Here is a 17,869-nt window from a genome sequence, read left to right on the forward strand (position 1 = left end):
ATCTGACAATCCTTAACAAACCCCCAAGATGCGCCATAGCGTACGGACAATATGAACAAGATTCGGGATGGACGCCCTAGTGAAAAATTAGAAGTCCGTCGGTGCCCCGCCCTCGGCCTTTCTGCGAGCCACGAAATCAGCCAGTTCTTCTCGGATTGCATCATCCATCGCCGGAGGTTCAAAGCTGGTAATGATTTCCTTGAACATGTGATGGGCACGCTCGGCCGTCCAGATGCCGCCCGCGACGTTCCAGCCTTCGTAGTTTTTCCAATCGCTAAGGAAGGGTTGATAAAACGCCGTAGTGTACCGATCCTGCGTGTGCTGAATGCCAAAGAAATGGCCATCATTGCCCACCGCACGGATCGCATCCAGAGCAATCTCATCCGGGCCGGTCGCTGTGATCTCTGGTTGCATATAGCGCTGAATTTGCTGCAAAACCTCGCAATCCATGATGAATTTTTCAGGGCTTGCGATCAGGCCGCCCTCAAGCCATCCGGCGGCATGATAAACCATGTTGGTGCCCGACTGCACCGAAGCCCAGAGTGAATTGGACGTCTCCCAAACAGATTGCCCGTCAGGCACATTCGCAGCACACACACCCGACGATCGCATAGGCAGACCGTAAAACCGCGCCATCTGCCCTGTCATCTGAGTGGAACGCATATATTCCGGCGTGCCAAAGGCCGGAGCGCCAGATTTCATATCCACATTGGATGTGAACGTGCCGATAACACAAGGAATCCCTGGGCGCACATATTGAAACAAGGCGATCGCACACAGCGCCTCGGCCAGCGATTGCGCCACGGCCCCGGCCATGGTGACAGGTGCCATCGCACCGGCCAATGTGAACGGTGTCACAACAATAGCTTGCCCGCGCCGCGCCAACCGAAGACAGCCATCAATCATAGGATGGTCGTGTTTCAGTGGAGACGTTGAGTTGATGTTGGTGTACATCCGGGGCGTTGCTTCGAACTCTTCGTGGGTCAGGCCACCTGCGATGCGCACCATTTCCATCACGTCTTCGACCCGCTCTTTGCCCAGAGAATAGGCGTGCATCGCCTTATCTGTCAGGGTTAGCTTATCATAAAGCACGTCCAGATGCCGCACACTGGCATGGATATCAACTGGCTCGACCGGATAACCTCCGGCGAAATGAATGCAATTGAAGTACTGTGTCAGCTTCAAAAGATTGCGGCACATGTCTCGGTTGCCAGGCACTTTGGTGCCAATCTCCATATCCCAGTAATTCGGCGGAGAAGACACGTTTCCGAACACCATGTTCTTTCCGCCGATCTCGATCCTGTGTTCGATGTTGCGCGGCGTGATCGTGAATGTAGATGGTGCCTTGCCGACCATCTCCATGACAAAGTCCCGGCCCATACGGACATTGTCGCCTTCGACCGTACAGCCTGCCTTGCGCAAAATACCCTTGGCTTCTTCGTTGTAGAACTCGATCCCGATCTCTTCGAGGATGCGCATCGCCCCCTCGTGGATCGCCTCGATCCCTTCCGGATTCAGCGGTTCCGTCGGATGATCGATATTGACCGGAGGGCTCCAGGGCATCTGGTCGATTACTGCGCTACCCCGGCGCTCGGCGGCCCCGGCCCGCCCGCCAGCACGACGCCTACGCGATTTTGTATCTGCCATATGATCCTCCGGAACTTGCGTCCTTTCATGCAAGCCCCGAAGTTAGGTGTCTGGCCGTTCTGTCTGCGACAGAGTCTGTCGGTTTTCTATTCCAATGCGGCGAAACTGATCTCTGAAAGATCAGTTTTTGGCCAACCAGCCGGGAATGTGACCAATGTCCGGCAAAACGACATCCGCCATCGGTGCCAGAGCTTCGGCCGGCGCGATCCCTGTGAGAACACCGATTGTCGTCATCCCTGCTGCGCGCCCGGCCTGCAAATCATGCAAGCTGTCGCCAACCATGGCCACCTGTTCCGGATCTACGCCAACATGCGTGGCAAAGGCCAACAACTGACCGGGCCCCGGTTTGAACCCGTGGCCGCTGTCGTAACCGGCAACAAAGTCAAAATGTTCCCGGATTCCCACCGATGCCAAGTGCTGCAACGCAGGCATTTCACTGTCGTTGGTCGCCACGCCAAGCTTGAATCCCGCTTGTCGCAACCCGTCCAGAAACGGCACCAGAGGCACGGCCTGCGCTTGTGGCGCCGCAGCTGCCTCGGTGTTCAACACATCGAGCAATTCCTCAAGTGACATAGCTGAAACATGCTCGATGAGAACCTCGGCGATTTCCTCGACTGTTGCGGCAATCACAATGCTGTCTTCGGCATAGGTTGCCGTTTCAAGGTCAAATCCGATGACGCGCCCCAATTCGGCCGCTCGTGCATGGTCGCCATCTGCCAGTCGCAGAACCAGATTTCGTCCGAAAGCCCCCCAAGTATTTGCAAAGTCAAAAAGGGTTCCGTCCTTGTCGAACAGGATCGCGTCAATGGGCATGGTTTTCTCCTGCACAGATGTTGAATCAGGTCCAGTGAACGTCGGCACCGCCGGACAATACCGCGCGCGCTTGACCCGGCAGATCGTAGGGCACTGAATTCGCGTCACAGAAGGCGATTACCCACGAATCGTCAAGCATCAGAAATTCCAAAATCGACCCGAGGAACTCTGGCTCTGCAGCCCGGTCCCGCAAGTCCTGCGCCGATGCACCCGTCGAACCCAAGAAAACTGGTAATAACTCTTCATTACCAACCAACCAGCCCAGAGCATTCAGAGCCAATGTTTCAGCAGATTGGGCGGAGATTGACATAAAGTAGCCCCGGATCAGGTCATGGAAAGGGTTTGTTAACCAGACTCATAAACACTTTGGCAACGCATGCAATCAACGGTGACTGATATGTCCGCGCAAGGAACCATCCTTGTCCTCGACGGGACCTCAACCAATCGCATCATGCTGAAGGTTCAACTGACCGCGGCGTGGTATCACGTCGTTCAAGGCGAACGGCTTCAGGGTTTGGCCGGACTTTTACGGCGCAGCAAACCTGATCTGGTACTGACATCTCAGTCATTGCCAGATGGCACCGCTGCGGATGTCAAAAAGCTGGTAATGGCCAATCCAGACCTGATTGACGTTCCGGTTGTTGCCATCGCACCGCAAAACGACAGGGCGGCACGCATCAAGGCTTTGTCGGAAGGGCTGGATGATGTTCTGGCCTACCCTTTCAAAGATACATTCCTGCTGGCCCGCGTGCGGAGCCTTTTGCGCGCCCGAGCCGAAACACAGGATCTACAGATTGACAGTTCATCGCATCCCATTGGTTTTGCAGAGCCCAGCGCAGCGCCAATTTTGCCCGCCGCGGCAGCCCGCGTCGCTGTTCTGACGCAAGAGCCTCGTACGGGGGCCCTGTGGCAAAGCGTACTGTCGAAACAAACCCAGTACAGTTTGTCTGCGCATACCCCGTCAAACCTTCAGGGGGTTTTGTCAGGTCCCGTACCAGATGCTATCTTGTTTGAGGTCAGCGAAAACCCGTCAGGCCTCAACCTGCTGGCAGACCTGAAATCACGCGGATTTACACGGCACACCGTACTGATCGGTATTCTGCAAGACGGGAACTCTGAATTGGCATCAGAAGCCTTGGACCGGGGCGCCGACGCAATATGCATGGCAGGATTCTGCCCCGAAGAGACTTTTCTACGCCTAAAAAACCAGATCGCTCGTAAAAACCGAAGGGATCAGATGCGTGCATCACTGCGGCGCGGAGTGGTAGATTCCTGGGTCGACCCGCTAACCGGGCTGCACAACCGTCGCTATGCGATGAGAGCGATGGATCAGATTGCAAGCCAACCGGCGCAGGTGGGGCGCGGTCTGGCCGTGATGCTGGCCGATCTTGATCATTTCAAGGCGATAAATGACACGTTCGGCCACTCCGCCGGGGACTATGTTCTGGCCGAGGCGGCGACACGGATGGCGAAAATCGTCGGGTCCGCCGGTTTCATTGCTCGGATCGGGGGCGAGGAGTTCATGATCGGACTTTCCAACACGACACAGGCCAACGCGTTGGAATTGGCGCGGAATCTGTGCGGCTGTATCCGAGAAAACCCGTTCGCGTTGCCGGATACCTCTGAGCCGATTTCTGTTACCGTCAGCATCGGATTGATGATCACCCACCCCACCGGATCTTCGCAATCACCGCAGCGCGCTCGGCTGGAAGGGCTGATTAAATCGGCCGATTCCGCGCTATATGCCGCAAAGACCGGCGGACGCGATCAGGTTCAGCTCCAGCAAAGCGCGGCCTAAACCAATTAATCCTTGTGCTTGCGCCCATGTGATTTTCGCTTCACCACCTCTTGAAGCCGATCCGCATAAACCTGACGTTCAGCGTCTGTCATCGCAGTAACACGTACCAGCCATCTGTCTTGCAGTGCAGCTTGCAACTCGGCCATTGACTGCGCCTGTTGCTGCAACAAAGCCTGCACAGCAGCCGGATCAAATGGGTCGGCCCGCAAAGCGGCCCCTAGCTTGGCGAAATCCTGAGACCGCAGTTTTCCGCCTCTGACATGCCGTTCGGACAGCTCTCCGCGCAAAGCTTTGCGATCCTCCTTGGGCAAGGCGCGATACAGCGCAGGCCCAAATCCAGGCGGTGCCTTGCCGTGATCCCCGCCCTTGACCCGATAAATTGTACCAACGGCAACCCCGGCCACCAACAGGTTCAGCCCCAGCGACACGGCCAGCAAAACCGTCACCCACCGTCTTTTGGGTTTGGCATTATCGCTCATTCGGCGTCCTCCAGAAATGATGTGTCCAGGCCAAGGTTAGCTACCGCAAAACTGGTATCCTCTGGATAGAGTATCGTTGCGGGATCTGGCAGAAAATCAGGCGCAGCGAAGCCAATCCAGACACCTGCCGCGCTGGCTGCAACCAGTCCGCCCATGCTTTGCCACCCTCCGATACCTTCCACCAATCGCGCCCAAACAGAACGCCGTGGCGCAGAGGGCTTCAGCCGTTCAAGACGCACCGCTTCAGCATCTGTCAGAATGCGAACCGCCAAATTGTCTGACAACGCGGGTTGGGCTTGCCTGGCTTGGGCAAACAACTGATCCAGCTCCATATTGTCTTCAGTCATCTTCGTACCCCAGTTCGTCCTGCCGCCCGGCCAGTATCGCCGCCAAGCCCCGTTTTCCGCGTGCGGTCAGACTTTCCACCGCTTCTGTCGAAATGCCCATGATCCCGGCGATCTCGGGATTGGACAATTCCTCGATATGCCGCAAGATAACCGCCTGCTTCTGGCGTTCCGGCAACTGCGACAACGCCGTCTGCAACGCATCCTTGCGCGCTGCTTCTTGCAACTTCTCAGCTGCGCTAAGATCGTTGTCCTCGGGCTCTGGCACATCGTCCAGACGATCTGGCCTATTCTTGCGTTGCACATCGACACACAGGTTTAGTGTGACACGGTAAAGCCAAGTGGAAACCTTGGCCTGCCCCGAAACCCATTTCGGTGCCATTTTCCACAGCCGCATCATGGCGTCCTGTGTCACATCCTCGGCCTCAGTCCGGTTGCCCAGCATCCGCATAGCAACCGAAAAACACCGCGGTGCCAATCGATCCGTCAGCGCACGCGCTGCACCGGCGTCCCCTTCCGCGAATTGCCGCAACAACGCATCGTCCGACGCGTCCGCGGCACATTCGGTGCCGCGAACATCCTGTGGCAGGGAGGTCAGATCCTCCATCCTTCATCAGCTGTCGTCAGAGTCCGCCTTGCCGTGTTTCTTATGCTTGCGACCCAACCGCTCTTTCGCATTGGCATATTCCTGTTCCGAAATCGTTCCGCTGTTATCCGCGTCGATACGGTCAAACATCTTGCCAGCGCGGCGCGGCTTGGGCAACTCGTCCTCGCTCAGAAAACCATCCTTGTTTGCGTCATGCTCCTCAAACATTTTGGTCACACGGTCATTGGCTTTCTTCTGCGTGGCGGCTTGCATTTCTTCGACGCTCAGTCTGCCGTCGCCATCTGTATCAGCTTTGGAGAATCGCTGTGTGCGATGGGCTTCCATTTCTTCCTGCGTTAGCTGACCATCGCCATTGGCGTCCAGTTCCTGAAAGCTCACTGGTTCGCGATCTCTCGGTCCAGCGGCCAGAGCGGAAGTGCCAGTAATGGCCACGGCCGAGATCAATATGGCCGGAATGAATTTGGAGCTTTTCATGTCATTTTCCCTTTGCTTTGCGGCCCCATCGCCGCTGCTCATATAAGTTCAAACGGGGCTGCATTCAGGTTCCGTCGCAAAAACCGAAAAAATTTTGATAACCATTTGCTGCCACCCAGAGACACAAAGCGACGCACCCCTCTTTTCTCGGCGGCAAAACAAGCGCATTATCCCGCGCAAACGAACGCGCGAGTTTCAAAATGACAGATCAGACGATCGACACCCCGACCGAGAATGAACGCCCGACATGGCCCGCATTGGTCAAAGGCTTTCGCTGCCGCTGCCCGAAATGTGGTGAGGGCAAGGTTCTGCAGGGTTACCTGAAGGTCAAAGATAGCTGTGACAATTGCGGACAAGAGTTGTTTCACCATCGGGCGGATGACGGACCGGCCTATCTGACCATTCTGCTGGTCGGTCACCTGCTGGCCCCTGCCTTGCATGTGACATACGTTGAGTTCCGCCCCGAGCCGATGACCATGTTCCTGATCTTTGCGATCGGCTGTACGGCCCTTTCCCTGTTCCTGCTGCCTCGTTTGAAAGGTGCCGTTGTCGCCTATCAATGGGCGCGGCGCATGCACGGGTTTGAAAAAGCACAGTGATCCGGATCAAAAGATCGCACAGCAGATGAGCGAAGACAAAACAGCGATACGGGATGCAGCAACGGTCATCGTCCTGCGGGATCGTATGACCGAGCCTTCTATTCTTATGGGCCAACGCGGCGCAAAAGCCGTGTTCATGCCGAACAAGTTCGTCTTTCCGGGTGGCGCAGTGGATGACGCGGATGCCGCCGTGCCTCTGACCTCGGCCTTACCCGCGCTGTGCAGCGAGCGGCTGGATGAGAGGTCCGAGCCCGGATTGCAAAATGCGTTGGCCGCTGCAGCGATCCGAGAGCTTTGGGAAGAAACCGGGTTGATCCTTGGCGAGCCGGGCGACTGGCAGGGATCGCCCCCCGAAGATTGGCAGGGCTTCGCGACACTAGGTTTCCGCCCTTCGGCCCAAGCGCTGCAGTTTGTATTCCGCGCGGTGACACCACCGGGCCGCCCGCGCCGATTTGATGCGCGGTTCTTTCTGGTTGATGCCGACGCAATTCAGGGCGACCTAGACGATTTTAGCCGCGCGTCGGATGAGCTATCCCATCTGCAATGGGTGCCGCTCGACCGCGCACGCGACCTGGATTTGCCCTTCATTACCGAGGTGGTTCTGGCAGAAATCGCGGCCCGGGTCACAAACCCCGAGCCGCCGGAAACAGTGCCCCTATACCTGCATACCGAAGAACAAAGCCTGTTCCTGCAACTCAAGGGCTATCCGATGCCAGACGCCGACTAAGCGTCACTTCATCCGGCTGATGACAGCGGTTACTTCGGGCTTTTTGCCGATCTCTGCTTTGGCGGTCTGACGTATGATGCGGCGCATAGCTTCTTCTAGCTTGTCATCGTCGCGCAGGGTCTTGGCATCCGCTCGCATCAGGAACTGGTTCAGATCCTCTTCCAGAACTTCGACCAATGCGGCCTTTGAGGTTCCAATCTCAGGCAGACCCATGGTATCGCACCATGGTTCACCCAACGGCTCGTCCTCTTCGTCCAGTATGGCCGTAACGGTTACATGCCCGTTCAGTGCCATACGGACTCGGTCCCGCACGATCCCATCCAACGCACCCACCTTGACTGTACCGTCAAGATAGGTCCGGCCAGTTTCAATATAGTCGACCACCCGCGGCGTGCTGCCCGTCAGATCAACCATCGTGCCGTTGACCGCCAGTATGCCGGCGCGCCCACCAGCCTCGGCCAGCTTTACGTGTTCGCGCAGGTGCCGATGCTCACCATGCATCGGGATGACAAGCTGAGGGTTGATCAGCGCATGCACCTTTTTAAGATCCGGGCGGTTGGCGTGACCGGATACGTGGTATAGGCCCGAGCTGTCATCCACCACATCCACCCCCTTTTCGCTGAGTTGGTTCATGATGAAAATCACACCACGCTCATTGCCGGGAATGGTCTTCGACGAGAACAGGAACAGATCGCCTTCTTTCAACTCCAGCCCGCGATACTTGCCGCGCGCCAGTTGCGCACTGGCCGCGCGCCGCTCACCCTGGCTGCCGGTCACAATCAGCATCAGGTTCTGGCGCGGTAGGTCCACCGCCTCTTCGGCACTGATAACTTTTGGGAAGCCCGAAAGAATACCCGTTTCAGTGGCCGCCTCAATCATTCGACGCATCGCACGCCCCAGCAGAACGACAGACCGCCCAGCTCGCGCCCCGGCCTCGGCCAGTGTTTTCACCCGCGCTACGTTCGAGGCAAATGTGGTCGCAACAACCATCCCCTCGGCGCTTTCGACCAGCTTGGTAATTTCAGGGCCTACTTCCGATTCCGAGCGACCGGCATGGTTGGAAAACACGTTGGTGCTGTCACAGACCAAAGCCTTTACACCGGGCTTGGCAACCTCGGCCCACAGGTCGGGATCGAATGGTTCACCTACCATCGGATTGGTGTCGAGTTTGAAATCTCCGGTATGTACGATCCGGCCTTCGGGCGTATCAATGACCAGCCCTGCGCTTTCGGGAATCGAGTGTGAAACCGGCAGAAACCCAACTGTGAATGGACCAACCGATATCTGCTCAGGCCACGCTGAAACCGTACGAACAGCATCCTCCGGATGGCCATGCTCTTCCATCTTGCGACGCGCGATATTGGCGGTGAAGGCACGCGCGTAGATCGGCGCGCCCAGTGCCTCATAGCAAAGAGCCACGGCACCTACGTGATCCTCGTGCGCGTGGGTGACGAACACGGCATCCAGCCGGTCAGCCCGTTCCTGCAGCCAAGAAATATCGGCGTGGATCAGATTGACACCCGGCGTTGTGTCCATATCAGGAAAGGTCACACCCAGATCAACAAGGATCAAACGCTCTTGCCCAGGCCTACCATAGCCATAGACATACGCATTCATGCCAATTTCGCCAGCTCCACCCAGCGGTAGATAGATCAATCGTTCACTGCTCATGTCGAGCCATTTTCCTTGTTATAGCGATGGATCACGGTCAGCCCGTGCATCGTCAAATCATCTTCGATCGCGTCAAATCCGACATCTGCCTGATCGAACAGAGGCGCAAGCCCACCAGTGCCGACCACCTTCATCGGCATGCCGTATTCAGCTTTAATCCGGTCGATCAACCCCTCGATCAAGCCGGAATAGCCCCAATACACGCCTGATTGGATGCAGCCAACCGTATTTGTGCCAATAACTTTTTCCGGGCGGGTAATGTCGATATGCGGCAGGGCCGCCGCCCCCTGATGAAGCGCTTCAAGGCTGAGGTTCACACCCGGAGCGATGATGCCGCCGACATAGGCTCCGTCCGAAGCCACCACATCGAAATTCGTCGCAGTTCCGAAATCAACCACCACCACATCACCACCGTGACGGTCAAACGCGCCGACCGCGTTTGCCAAACGGTCGGGGCCGGGAATTGTGCCTTCGTCAATGCGTGGGGCTACGGGCAAAAGACATTCCGGTTTCCCCACAACCAGAGGTCGGCAGCCAAAGAAACGGTCCGCAAAGATGCGCAGGTTGAATACCACACGCGGCACGGTCGAGGCGATGACAACGTCGGTGATATCCGCGTCGATTCCGTAGTGCTTCACCAGCGTCGAATACCAGGTAAAGTAAGCATCCGCTGTGCGGGAATGATGGGTCGAGGTCCGCAGGGTGCACAGAAACTGCTCGCCATCCCAGATCGAGAATACGGTGTTGGTATTGCCGCAGTCGATTGCCAAAAGCATCTGATTCTCCTTCAGAAAAACACATCCGCCGCCGGAATGCTGACACGGCCCTTGGCGGTCTTTAGGACAAGGTTGCCATTGGTGTCCACGGTTTCAAACGTCCCCACCGTTTCTGATGTCGAAGTCCGGGCAGTGATGACTTCACCCAACCGGGCCGCACGGGATAGCCACGCTGTCCGGATCGGTTCGAAGCCATATGTGGTGAACTGGGTTTCATACCTTGCATAAGCCGCCGCGAGCTCGGTCAGGAAATCCTCGGGGATTACAGCCGCGCCGGTCTCTGACAGCAGCGAAACAGGACGAACCGCGCTTTGCTCCACAGCATAGGCCGGAGGCGCCTCGGACAGGTTTACGCCTATCCCAATGGCAAGATGGGATAAGCCCCTCCCCTGCCCAGTGCTTTCCAGTAGGATACCCGCCAGCTTCCCGCCGTTCAGCAATACATCGTTGGGCCATTTCAGCGATAGCCCCGCCGCGCGCCCGGTCACTGCGACACAGGCGTCGAACAGCGCCAGCGCTGCCACAAAGCTGCGAAGCGCCGCTTGTTCCGGGTTGCCCTGGGGTCGCAGCAAAAGGGTCGCGGCCAAGTTGCCCTTGGGGTTTTCCCAGGTCCGGCCTCGCCGCCCACGTGCTGCTGTCTGATGATGCGCCATGATCCAAACCGGCCCCGGCGCGGTCGGCGCCAGCCGGGCTGCCTCGTTCAGGGTGCTGTCGACCTCCTGCACGATGTGCAGACCATATCCTTGCGGCCAGGCTGTCATGGCAAAAAGGCCCGGTCTGGCGACCGAGCCTCCGAGTTTTGGTTGCGGGATACGTCAGTTAACAAGTGTCGCTGCCGCAGCTGCCGCCGCGCCCTCGATACCGAATTGGTAGATTACGCCCACCAGCATCAGAGCCGCCGACCCCATCAAGGCAACCCACAATACAGGTGTTGAACGCGTCTCGATCGGGTCTTCGTTCTCGGCCCCGAAATACATGTAGAACACGATCCGCAGGTAATAGAACGCACCGATCACCGAGGCGATGGCCGAGACGATGACCAACCCGGTCAAGCCCGCACCAATACCTGCCTGCCAGACACCGAACTTGGCGAAAAAGCCCAGCATCGGCGGCACACCAGCCAGCGAGAACATCAGGATCAGAACGGCAAGGGCCTTGCCCGGATCACGCTTGGAATACTGACGCAGCGCATCAATGTCGGTGACAGGCTTGCCGTCGCGTTCCATCATCAGGATAAAGGCGAAGGTGCCGATATTCATGGTCACATAGATCGCCAGATACATCAGCATCGCCTTGATGCCCAATTCCGTACCAGCCGCCAGACCGATCAACGCATAGCCCATATGGGCAATCGACGAAAACGCCATCAGGCGTTTGATGTCACGCTGACCAATCGCAGCAACCGCCCCCAGCAGCATCGACAGCACCGAAAGCAGAACAATCACTTGCTGCCAATCCTTGACCACTCCACCGAAGGCATCATGAAGGACGCGCGCGAAAAGCGCCATCGCTGCGACTTTCGGGGCGGTCGCGAAGAAGGCCGTGATCGGCGTGGGCGATCCTTCGTACACGTCCGGTGTCCACATGTGGAACGGCACAGCCGAGACCTTGAAGGCCAGACCTGAAATCAGGAAGATCAGACCAAACAGCAGCCCGACCGAGACGTCCCCGTGATGCACCGTCTGGATGATGCCCGAAAACAGCGTGGTCCCGGTAAACCCATAAACCAGAGACGCACCATACAGCAGCAGGCCCGAGCTGAGCGCACCCAGAACGAAATACTTCAGACCGGCCTCGGTGGATTTTGCACTGTCCCGGCGCAGGGCGGCCACGACGTACAAGGACAACGATTGCAGTTCCAGCCCCATATACAGAGACATCAGGTCGCCTGCACTGACCATCATCATCATGCCCACGGCGGCCAATGCCACCAGCAGCGGGTATTCGAACCGTAACAGACCACGGCGGGTCATGTATTCCTGGCTCATCACCAGAACAGCCGCAGCAGACAGCAGGATTGCGACCTTGGCAAAGCGCGAGAACCCGTCATCGACGAACATCCCGTTAAACGCGACATTCACGCCATCGCCGTTGGTGGCAATCCAAAACGCCAACAATGCCATCAAACCCGCAGTCGCCCAGACTAGAACCGGCGCAAGCGCATCTTTCGTCGTGTAGACGGCCCCGATCAGAGCGGCCATCGCATATACGGCCAGAACGATTTCCGGCAGGATTATTGTCAGATCAGCCTGGATCATGTCTCCAAAGCCTCCTTAATGCGAAGCGGCCGTCTGGGACGCAGCCTCAGCCGCGGCCAGAGCCGTGTCATAGTTCGAAATCAGCGCAGCGGTCGAATTGCCGATCACATCAGTTACCAGAGACGGGTAAACGCCCAACAGGATCGTCATCACGATCAGCGGGGCAAAGATTAGCCGCTCGCGCGAGCTCATGTCGGTCATCGCCTTCAGGCTTTCCTTGATAAGATCGCCGAACACGACCCTGCGATACAGCCACAGCGCATAAGCTGCCGAGAAGATCACACCGGACGCGGCGACGGCGGTTACCCAGGTGTTGACCTGGAACGCGCCCATCAGGGTCAGGAATTCCCCGATAAAGCCTGACGTGCCCGGCAGGCCGACATTGGCCATGGTGAACAGCATGAAGACCAGCGCATAGGCGGGCATCCGGATCACCAGACCGCCATATGCCTCGATATCGCGGGTGTGCATCCGGTCATAGATTACGCCAACACACAGGAAGAGCGCGGCCGAAATGAACCCGTGGCTGAGCATCTGGAAGATCGCGCCGTCGATCCCTTGCTGGTTCGCAGCGAAAATGCCCATGGTCACAAAGCCCATATGCGCAACCGAGGAATACGCGATCAGCTTCTTCATATCCTCCTGCACCAGCGCCACCAGCGAGGTGTAGACCACGGCGATGGCCGACATCCAAAGCACAAGATCAGTCATTACAGCCGAGCCCACAGGGAACATCGGCAGGCTGAAGCGCAGGAAGCCATAACCGCCCATCTTCAACAGGATCGCCGCCAGCACGACCGAACCTGCAGTCGGCGCCTGCACGTGTGCATCTGGCAACCAGGTGTGAACCGGCCACATCGGCATCTTCACCGCAAACGAAGCAAAGAATGCCAGGAACATCAGCGTCTGCATGCCACCGACGACATAGATACCCAGAACGCTGAAGCTTTCGGACGAGAACTGATGGCTCATCAGCGCCTCGATGTCCGTAGTGCCTGCATCCGAATACATTGCAACCATCGCCACCAGCATCAGCACCGAGCCGAGGAAGGTATACAGGAAGAACTTGAAGCTGGCGTAGATTCGTTCCTTGCCACCCCAAATACCGATTATCAGGAACATCGGGATCAGGCCCGCCTCGAAGAACAGGTAGAACAGCACCAAATCCAGCGCCATGAAGACGCCCAGCATCAGCGTTTCCAGCAACAGGAATGCAATCATGTATTCCTTGACGCGGTCGGTGACCTGCCAACTGGCCAGAATGGTCAGTGGCATGATGAAGGTGGTCAGCAGCACGAAAAGAACGCTAATCCCGTCAACACCCATTTTGTATTTCAGGCCCAGCAGCCACTCACCCTCTTCCACCATTTGGAAGCCGGTGTTGGATGGGTCAAAGCCCGTGTAGATGCCGATCGAGACAAGGAAAGTCACCGTTGTCGCAACCAGCGCAACCCATTTCGCATTGCGCTGCGCGGCCACATCATCGCCATGCAGGAACAGGGCCAGAATGCCGGCTGCCACTGCAGGGATGAAGGTGACGATGGAGAGGATATTATCCATTAGTGTGCGCCTCCGCCGATCGACATCCAGGTGACCAGGGCAGCGATGCCCAGAACCATCCAGAAGGCGTAAGTAAAGATGTAGCCCGTCTGCGCCTTGCCTGCGAGGCGGGTGAAGAAGGGAACAACACCCATGGCGACACCGTTCAGGAAGCCGTCGATAGTGTTGCCGTCGCCGCGTTTCCACAGGAACCGGCCAAGCGCCACGGTGGGTTTGACAAAGACCGCATCGTAAATCTCGTCAAAGTACCATTTGTTCAACAGGAACAGGTACAGCGGCCGCTGGTTCTGTGCCAGACGTCCCGGCAGGGACGGGTTCACGATATAGAACCAGTAGGCCATGACAAAACCCAGCACCATCGCAACGAATGGCGAAAACTTGACCCATTTCGGAGCGGCGTGTGCGTCGTCCAGAATATGGTTGTCCGGCGCGATATAGAGTGCACCCTCGCCCGGCTTGCCGACGAAGGCGTAGTGGTGGTCTCCACTATGCGCAGCTTCGTCATCGTGGCCAGCGTCAGCGTGCGCAGCCTCATCCCCGTGGCTATCATCCGCATGAGTATCCGACGCATGGTCATCCTCTGCATGGGCCGTATCGGCGTGCCCATCTGCCTGACCATGATCACCAGCTTCCGCGTGCTCGGACGCCTCGGCAACCGGAATGCCATAGAATTTGCCGACCTTGTCCGCGTGACCAAAGAAGTTGCCGTACCAGATCATACCAGCGAAGACCGCTCCCAGAGACAACACGCCCAACGGCACCAGCATGGACATCGGGCTTTCATGCGCGTGATCATGTGTATGCTGATCACCACGCGGCTTGCCGTAGAAGGTCAGGAAGATCAGACGCCAGCTGTAGAACGAAGTGAACGCAGCGGCGACCACCAGCAGCCAGAAGCCATAGGCTGAGCCGCCTGCATAGGCGCTCTCGATGATGGCATCCTTGGACAGGAACCCGGCGAACCCGAATGTGGTCAGTGGAATGCCGACACCGGTGATGGCCAGCGTACCGATCATCATCGCCCAGAAGGTATATGGAATCTTTTTCCGCAGACCGCCGTATTCCGTCATCTCCTGCTCGTGATGCATGGCGTGAATCACCGAACCGGCACCAAGGAACAGCAGCGCCTTGAAGAACGCGTGCGTGAACAGGTGGAACATCGCTGCCGAATACATGCCTACACCCGCGGCCACGAACATGTAGCCCAGCTGAGAACAGGTCGAATAGGCGATGACGCGCTTGATGTCGGTCTGAACCAGACCCACGGTCGCGGCAAAGAACGCGGTCGAGGCACCCAGCACGGTGATGAAGCCGGTCGCGCCCGGCGCGAACTCCATCAGCGGCGACATGCGGCAGACCAAGAAAACACCCGCAGTCACCATGGTCGCGGCGTGGATCAGCGCCGACACAGGCGTCGGGCCTTCCATCGCGTCCGGCAACCAGGTGTGCAGGATCAGCTGCGCCGATTTACCCATCGCACCGATGAACAGCAGCACACAGATCACTTCGATGGCGGTCCACTCACCCCATAGGAAGTGCAATTGCGTTTCCGCCAGCTCCGGGGCCGATGCGAATATGTCGGAAAAGTTGATGCTGTCGGTCAGGAAGAACAGCGCAAAGATCCCCAGCGCAAAGCCAAAGTCACCAACCCGGTTCACCACGAAGGCCTTGATCGCAGCGGAATTGGCAGAGGGTTTGCGATAGTAGAACCCGATCAGCAGGTACGAGGCGACACCCACGCCCTCCCAGCCAAAGAACATCTGAACCAGATTGTCCGCTGTCACCAGCATCAGCATCGCGAATGTAAAGAACGACAGATAGGCAAAGAAGCGCGGCTTATAGCTTTCGCCCTCACGCCATTGCGGATCGTGATCCATGTAGCCGAAGGAATAGAGGTGCACGAGCGCCGAGACGGTCGTCACCACGATCAGCATAATCGCGGTCAACCGGTCCAGACGCACCGCCCAGCTTGTCGATAGCGAGCCGCTCTCGATCCAGCGCATGACTTCGATCTGTTGGGTGTGACCGTCGAAGGTGAAGAACACGATCCATGACAGCAGACAGGCCAGAAACAGCAGACCGGTGGCAGTCCACATGGCGGCTTTCTCGCCAATGAAGCGCCAGCCAAAGCCGCAGATAAGTGCGCCCACAAGCGGGGCAAAGAGGATGGTGGTTTCCATGTTCCCTTACCCCTTCATCATATTGACGTCTTCAACCGCGATGGTGCCGCGGTTGCGGAAGAAGCAGACCAGAATGGCCAGACCAATCGCCGCCTCGGCCGCCGCTACGGTCAGCACGAACAGCGTAAACACCTGCCCGACCAGATCGCCGAGAAAGCTGGAAAACGCTACGAGGTTGATATTCACCGCCAGCAACATCAGTTCGATGCTCATCAGCAGGATGATGACGTTCTTGCGGTTCAGGAAGAGACCGAAGATGCCGATGACGAACAGCGTCGCCGCCACAGTCAGGTAATGTTCAAGTCCGATCATTTTCTTTCGGTCCCATTCGTTTCCTGTTCTTCGCTGCCCTATACCCGACCCAAGCAAGTACAAAAGGCACCGCAATTAGAATTTTCAGCAGCCAGTACTCCATGGGAAGCACCAGCGGCAAAGTCAGAGCCCCTGCCCCGGTTTCACGTCCTTCAGCTCCATCGCCTTGGCCGGGTCGCGCATCATCTGGCCGACGATGTCCTGACGCTTGATGTCCTTGCGATGGCGCAGGGTCAGCACGATTGCGCCAATCATCGCCACCAGCAGGATCAGGCCCGCCAGTTGGAACAGAAGGAAGTATTGATCATAAAGAATGACACCCAGCGCCTCGGTGTTGTGGCGGTCTACCGGGACCGGCTGCGCCAGATTGGCCGCCGCGCCCTGCGCGCTGTCCCATGCACCAAAGGCCATGACGAATTGCATCAGGATGACCAGACCGATCAGCAGGGCCAGCGGCATATAGCGCGCCATCTCGGCCTTGAGCTCGGCAAAGTCCACATCCAGCATCATCACGACGAACAGGAACAGAACCGCGACCGCGCCCACGTAGACGATGATCAGCAGCATCGCCACGAACTCGGCCCCCAGCAGCACGAAAAGCCCCGCTGCGGACAGGAAGGACAGGATCAGCCACAGCACCGAATGCACCGGCTGGCGGCTGATCACAGTGAACAGCCCGCCGGTGATGGCGCTGATGGCAAACAGATAGAAGGCAAAGACGGTCATTGATCCTCATCCTCGTTGTCGCCCATGACCTCTTGCGCCAGTTCCAGCGCGCGGGTCATGGCCGGGATGCCGGCAAAGACCGACATCTGACCGATCGTTTCCACGATCTCTTGTTTCTTGGCACCTGCCTCAAGCGCGTGACGCACGGTCTGGCGCACCGCCGAATCCGCCTGCGCGCCCTGCATGGTCAGTCCGGCCAGCGTCAGCAACAGGCGGGTCTTGGCGTCCAGTCCGTCCTTGTTGACGGTATTGCCGAACATCATCTCCATGACTTCTTTGGGCATGGTCGGCCACAACGCCTCAAACCCTTTGGGCGAGAAGCTTTCCATCGCCGGGTTCATCGCCTTGGCCATGTCCTGAGCCTGCTTCATCATCAGTTCAAACGGATTTGTCGGGCTGTCACTCATCTGTACGGCGCGTCCATTTCCAGATTGCGGGCAATCTCGGCTTCCCAGCGTTCGCCGTTATCGAGCAATTTTTGCTTGTCGTAGAACAGCTCTTCGCGGGTCTCGGTAGCGAATTCGAAGTTCGGGCCTTCGACGATGGCATCGACGGGGCACGCCTCTTGGCAGAAGCCGCAGTAGATGCATTTGGTCATGTCGATGTCATAGCGCGTGGTGCGGCGGCTGCCGTCTTCGCGCGGTTCGGCGTCGATGGTGATGGCCTGCGCCGGACAGACCGCCTCGCACAGTTTACAGGCGATGCAGCGTTCTTCGCCATTGGGATAGCGGCGCAGGGCGTGCTCACCACGAAAACGCGGGGACAGCGGGCCCTTCTCGTGCGGATAGTTGATGGTGGCCTTGGGGGCGAAGAAATACTTCAGACCCAGTTTCATGCCGACCCAGAAATCCTGCAGCAGGAAGTATTTGGCTGCACGGGTATAGTCTATATTTGCCAT

20 protein-coding genes are annotated in these 17,869 nt (G+C 57.7%); 3 read left to right on the forward strand and 17 right to left on the reverse strand.

The window, feature by feature from the left end:
* Positions 1-87: 87 nt before the first annotated feature.
* The 3 genes from GOW93_RS03485 to GOW93_RS03495 form a co-directional block, all read right to left on the reverse strand.
* Entirely contained in the window at positions 88-1,647 is a 1,560-nt protein-coding gene (locus tag GOW93_RS03485; RefSeq protein WP_170381656.1) for a trimethylamine methyltransferase family protein, read from the reverse strand.
* A gap of 120 nt (positions 1,648-1,767) precedes the next feature.
* Positions 1,768-2,460, reverse strand: coding sequence for an HAD family hydrolase (locus tag GOW93_RS03490; protein ID WP_170381657.1), 693 nt, complete (start codon positions 2,458-2,460; stop codon positions 1,768-1,770).
* 25 nt (positions 2,461-2,485) lie between these two features.
* Positions 2,486-2,770, reverse strand: a complete 285-nt coding sequence (locus tag GOW93_RS03495) for a DUF3572 domain-containing protein (protein WP_170381658.1) — start codon at positions 2,768-2,770, stop codon at positions 2,486-2,488.
* Between the two features lie 87 nt (positions 2,771-2,857).
* Here GOW93_RS03495 and GOW93_RS03500 point away from each other — a divergent pair, with 87 nt between their 5' ends.
* Positions 2,858-4,258: a diguanylate cyclase gene (locus GOW93_RS03500; RefSeq protein ID WP_170381659.1), complete on the forward strand. Its 1,401-nt coding sequence runs from the start codon at positions 2,858-2,860 to the stop codon at positions 4,256-4,258.
* Between the two features lie 5 nt (positions 4,259-4,263).
* Here GOW93_RS03500 and GOW93_RS03505 read toward each other — a convergent pair whose 3' ends face one another.
* The 4 genes from GOW93_RS03505 to GOW93_RS03520 are packed head-to-tail and all read right to left on the reverse strand — an operon-like array spanning position 4,264 to position 6,162.
* Positions 4,264-4,737, reverse strand: a complete 474-nt coding sequence (locus GOW93_RS03505) for a periplasmic heavy metal sensor (RefSeq protein WP_170381660.1) — start codon at positions 4,735-4,737, stop codon at positions 4,264-4,266.
* A complete protein-coding gene (locus tag GOW93_RS03510; RefSeq protein ID WP_254443439.1) occupies positions 4,734-5,084 on the reverse strand; it encodes a hypothetical protein in 351 nt (116 codons plus the stop codon). Before GOW93_RS03510 ends, GOW93_RS03505 begins: the two co-directional genes overlap by 4 nt.
* Positions 5,077-5,688, reverse strand: a complete 612-nt coding sequence (locus GOW93_RS03515) for an RNA polymerase sigma factor (protein WP_170381661.1) — start codon at positions 5,686-5,688, stop codon at positions 5,077-5,079. The genes GOW93_RS03510 and GOW93_RS03515 overlap by 8 nt, the downstream gene beginning before the upstream one ends.
* A gap of 6 nt (positions 5,689-5,694) precedes the next feature.
* Positions 5,695-6,162 carry an EF-hand domain-containing protein gene (locus GOW93_RS03520; RefSeq protein ID WP_170381662.1) on the reverse strand — a complete coding sequence of 156 codons (468 nt, stop codon included), beginning with the start codon at positions 6,160-6,162 and terminating at the stop codon, positions 5,695-5,697.
* Between the two features lie 200 nt (positions 6,163-6,362).
* On the opposite strand from GOW93_RS03520, the gene GOW93_RS03525 reads away from it, so the two are divergent.
* Both GOW93_RS03525 and GOW93_RS03530 read left to right on the forward strand, forming a co-directional pair.
* Positions 6,363-6,761, forward strand: a complete 399-nt coding sequence (locus GOW93_RS03525) for a DUF983 domain-containing protein (RefSeq protein WP_170381663.1) — start codon at positions 6,363-6,365, stop codon at positions 6,759-6,761.
* A 25-nt stretch (positions 6,762-6,786) separates the two neighbouring features.
* Positions 6,787-7,488 carry an NUDIX hydrolase gene (locus tag GOW93_RS03530; protein ID WP_170381664.1) on the forward strand — a complete coding sequence of 234 codons (702 nt, stop codon included), beginning with the start codon at positions 6,787-6,789 and terminating at the stop codon, positions 7,486-7,488.
* Positions 7,489-7,491: 3 nt separating this feature from the next.
* Here GOW93_RS03530 and GOW93_RS03535 read toward each other — a convergent pair whose 3' ends face one another.
* The 10 genes from GOW93_RS03535 to nuoI form a co-directional block, all read right to left on the reverse strand.
* Positions 7,492-9,159, reverse strand: a complete 1,668-nt coding sequence (locus GOW93_RS03535) for a ribonuclease J (protein ID WP_170381665.1) — start codon at positions 9,157-9,159, stop codon at positions 7,492-7,494.
* Entirely contained in the window at positions 9,156-9,935 is a 780-nt protein-coding gene (locus tag GOW93_RS03540) for a type III pantothenate kinase (RefSeq protein WP_170381666.1), read from the reverse strand. The genes GOW93_RS03535 and GOW93_RS03540 overlap by 4 nt, the downstream gene beginning before the upstream one ends.
* A gap of 11 nt (positions 9,936-9,946) precedes the next feature.
* Positions 9,947-10,696: a biotin--[acetyl-CoA-carboxylase] ligase gene (locus tag GOW93_RS03545; protein WP_170381667.1), complete on the reverse strand. Its 750-nt coding sequence runs from the start codon at positions 10,694-10,696 to the stop codon at positions 9,947-9,949.
* Between the two features lie 54 nt (positions 10,697-10,750).
* A complete protein-coding gene (nuoN, locus tag GOW93_RS03550) occupies positions 10,751-12,193 on the reverse strand; it encodes an NADH-quinone oxidoreductase subunit NuoN (RefSeq protein WP_170381668.1) in 1,443 nt (480 codons plus the stop codon).
* Positions 12,194-12,208: 15 nt separating this feature from the next.
* Positions 12,209-13,753, reverse strand: coding sequence for an NADH-quinone oxidoreductase subunit M (locus tag GOW93_RS03555; RefSeq protein ID WP_170381669.1), 1,545 nt, complete (start codon positions 13,751-13,753; stop codon positions 12,209-12,211).
* Positions 13,753-15,933, reverse strand: coding sequence for an NADH-quinone oxidoreductase subunit L (gene nuoL, locus GOW93_RS03560; protein ID WP_170381670.1), 2,181 nt, complete (start codon positions 15,931-15,933; stop codon positions 13,753-13,755). The genes GOW93_RS03555 and nuoL overlap by 1 nt, the downstream gene beginning before the upstream one ends.
* A 6-nt stretch (positions 15,934-15,939) precedes the next feature.
* Positions 15,940-16,245: an NADH-quinone oxidoreductase subunit NuoK gene (nuoK, locus tag GOW93_RS03565; RefSeq protein WP_005984024.1), complete on the reverse strand. Its 306-nt coding sequence runs from the start codon at positions 16,243-16,245 to the stop codon at positions 15,940-15,942.
* 123 nt (positions 16,246-16,368) lie between these two features.
* Complete coding sequence (locus GOW93_RS03570) at positions 16,369-16,971, reverse strand: NADH-quinone oxidoreductase subunit J (RefSeq protein WP_170381671.1); 603 nt, start codon at positions 16,969-16,971, stop codon at positions 16,369-16,371.
* Entirely contained in the window at positions 16,968-17,378 is a 411-nt protein-coding gene (locus tag GOW93_RS03575; protein ID WP_170381672.1) for a carboxymuconolactone decarboxylase family protein, read from the reverse strand. The genes GOW93_RS03570 and GOW93_RS03575 overlap by 4 nt, the downstream gene beginning before the upstream one ends.
* The gene (gene nuoI, locus GOW93_RS03580; protein WP_170381673.1) at positions 17,375-17,869 is read right to left on the reverse strand and encodes an NADH-quinone oxidoreductase subunit NuoI; all 495 of its coding nucleotides are present in this window, start codon (positions 17,867-17,869) and stop codon (positions 17,375-17,377) included. Before nuoI ends, GOW93_RS03575 begins: the two co-directional genes overlap by 4 nt.

The organism is Ruegeria atlantica, assembly GCF_013032455.1.
Classification (GTDB): Bacteria; Pseudomonadota; Alphaproteobacteria; order Rhodobacterales; family Rhodobacteraceae; genus Ruegeria; species Ruegeria atlantica_B.

What these genes read in the sequence shown, in the direction of transcription:
- nuoN (WP_170381668.1), bottom strand. Translation starts at nt 12,193, where the DNA reads ATGATCCAGGCTGATCTGACAATAATCCTGCCGGAAATCGTTCTGGCC.
- GOW93_RS03490 (WP_170381657.1), bottom strand. Translation starts at nt 2,460, where the DNA reads ATGCCCATTGACGCGATCCTGTTCGACAAGGACGGAACCCTTTTTGAC.
- GOW93_RS03530 (WP_170381664.1), top strand. Translation starts at nt 6,787, where the DNA reads ATGAGCGAAGACAAAACAGCGATACGGGATGCAGCAACGGTCATCGTC.
- GOW93_RS03500 (WP_170381659.1), top strand. Translation starts at nt 2,858, where the DNA reads ATGTCCGCGCAAGGAACCATCCTTGTCCTCGACGGGACCTCAACCAAT.
- GOW93_RS03510 (WP_254443439.1), bottom strand. Translation starts at nt 5,084, where the DNA reads ATGACTGAAGACAATATGGAGCTGGATCAGTTGTTTGCCCAAGCCAGG.
- GOW93_RS03545 (WP_170381667.1), bottom strand. Translation starts at nt 10,696, where the DNA reads ATGACAGCCTGGCCGCAAGGATATGGTCTGCACATCGTGCAGGAGGTC.
- GOW93_RS03535 (WP_170381665.1), bottom strand. Translation starts at nt 9,159, where the DNA reads ATGAGCAGTGAACGATTGATCTATCTACCGCTGGGTGGAGCTGGCGAA.
- GOW93_RS03515 (WP_170381661.1), bottom strand. Translation starts at nt 5,688, where the DNA reads ATGGAGGATCTGACCTCCCTGCCACAGGATGTTCGCGGCACCGAATGT.
- GOW93_RS03485 (WP_170381656.1), bottom strand. Translation starts at nt 1,647, where the DNA reads ATGGCAGATACAAAATCGCGTAGGCGTCGTGCTGGCGGGCGGGCCGGG.
- GOW93_RS03520 (WP_170381662.1), bottom strand. Translation starts at nt 6,162, where the DNA reads ATGAAAAGCTCCAAATTCATTCCGGCCATATTGATCTCGGCCGTGGCC.
- GOW93_RS03505 (WP_170381660.1), bottom strand. Translation starts at nt 4,737, where the DNA reads ATGAGCGATAATGCCAAACCCAAAAGACGGTGGGTGACGGTTTTGCTG.
- GOW93_RS03495 (WP_170381658.1), bottom strand. Translation starts at nt 2,770, where the DNA reads ATGTCAATCTCCGCCCAATCTGCTGAAACATTGGCTCTGAATGCTCTG.
- GOW93_RS03555 (WP_170381669.1), bottom strand. Translation starts at nt 13,753, where the DNA reads ATGGATAATATCCTCTCCATCGTCACCTTCATCCCTGCAGTGGCAGCC.
- GOW93_RS03575 (WP_170381672.1), bottom strand. Translation starts at nt 17,378, where the DNA reads ATGAGTGACAGCCCGACAAATCCGTTTGAACTGATGATGAAGCAGGCT.
- GOW93_RS03570 (WP_170381671.1), bottom strand. Translation starts at nt 16,971, where the DNA reads ATGACCGTCTTTGCCTTCTATCTGTTTGCCATCAGCGCCATCACCGGC.
- nuoL (WP_170381670.1), bottom strand. Translation starts at nt 15,933, where the DNA reads ATGGAAACCACCATCCTCTTTGCCCCGCTTGTGGGCGCACTTATCTGC.
- GOW93_RS03540 (WP_170381666.1), bottom strand. Translation starts at nt 9,935, where the DNA reads ATGCTTTTGGCAATCGACTGCGGCAATACCAACACCGTATTCTCGATC.
- nuoI (WP_170381673.1), bottom strand. Translation starts at nt 17,869, where the DNA reads ATGGCAAATATAGACTATACCCGTGCAGCCAAATACTTCCTGCTGCAG.
- nuoK (WP_005984024.1), bottom strand. Translation starts at nt 16,245, where the DNA reads ATGATCGGACTTGAACATTACCTGACTGTGGCGGCGACGCTGTTCGTC.
- GOW93_RS03525 (WP_170381663.1), top strand. Translation starts at nt 6,363, where the DNA reads ATGACAGATCAGACGATCGACACCCCGACCGAGAATGAACGCCCGACA.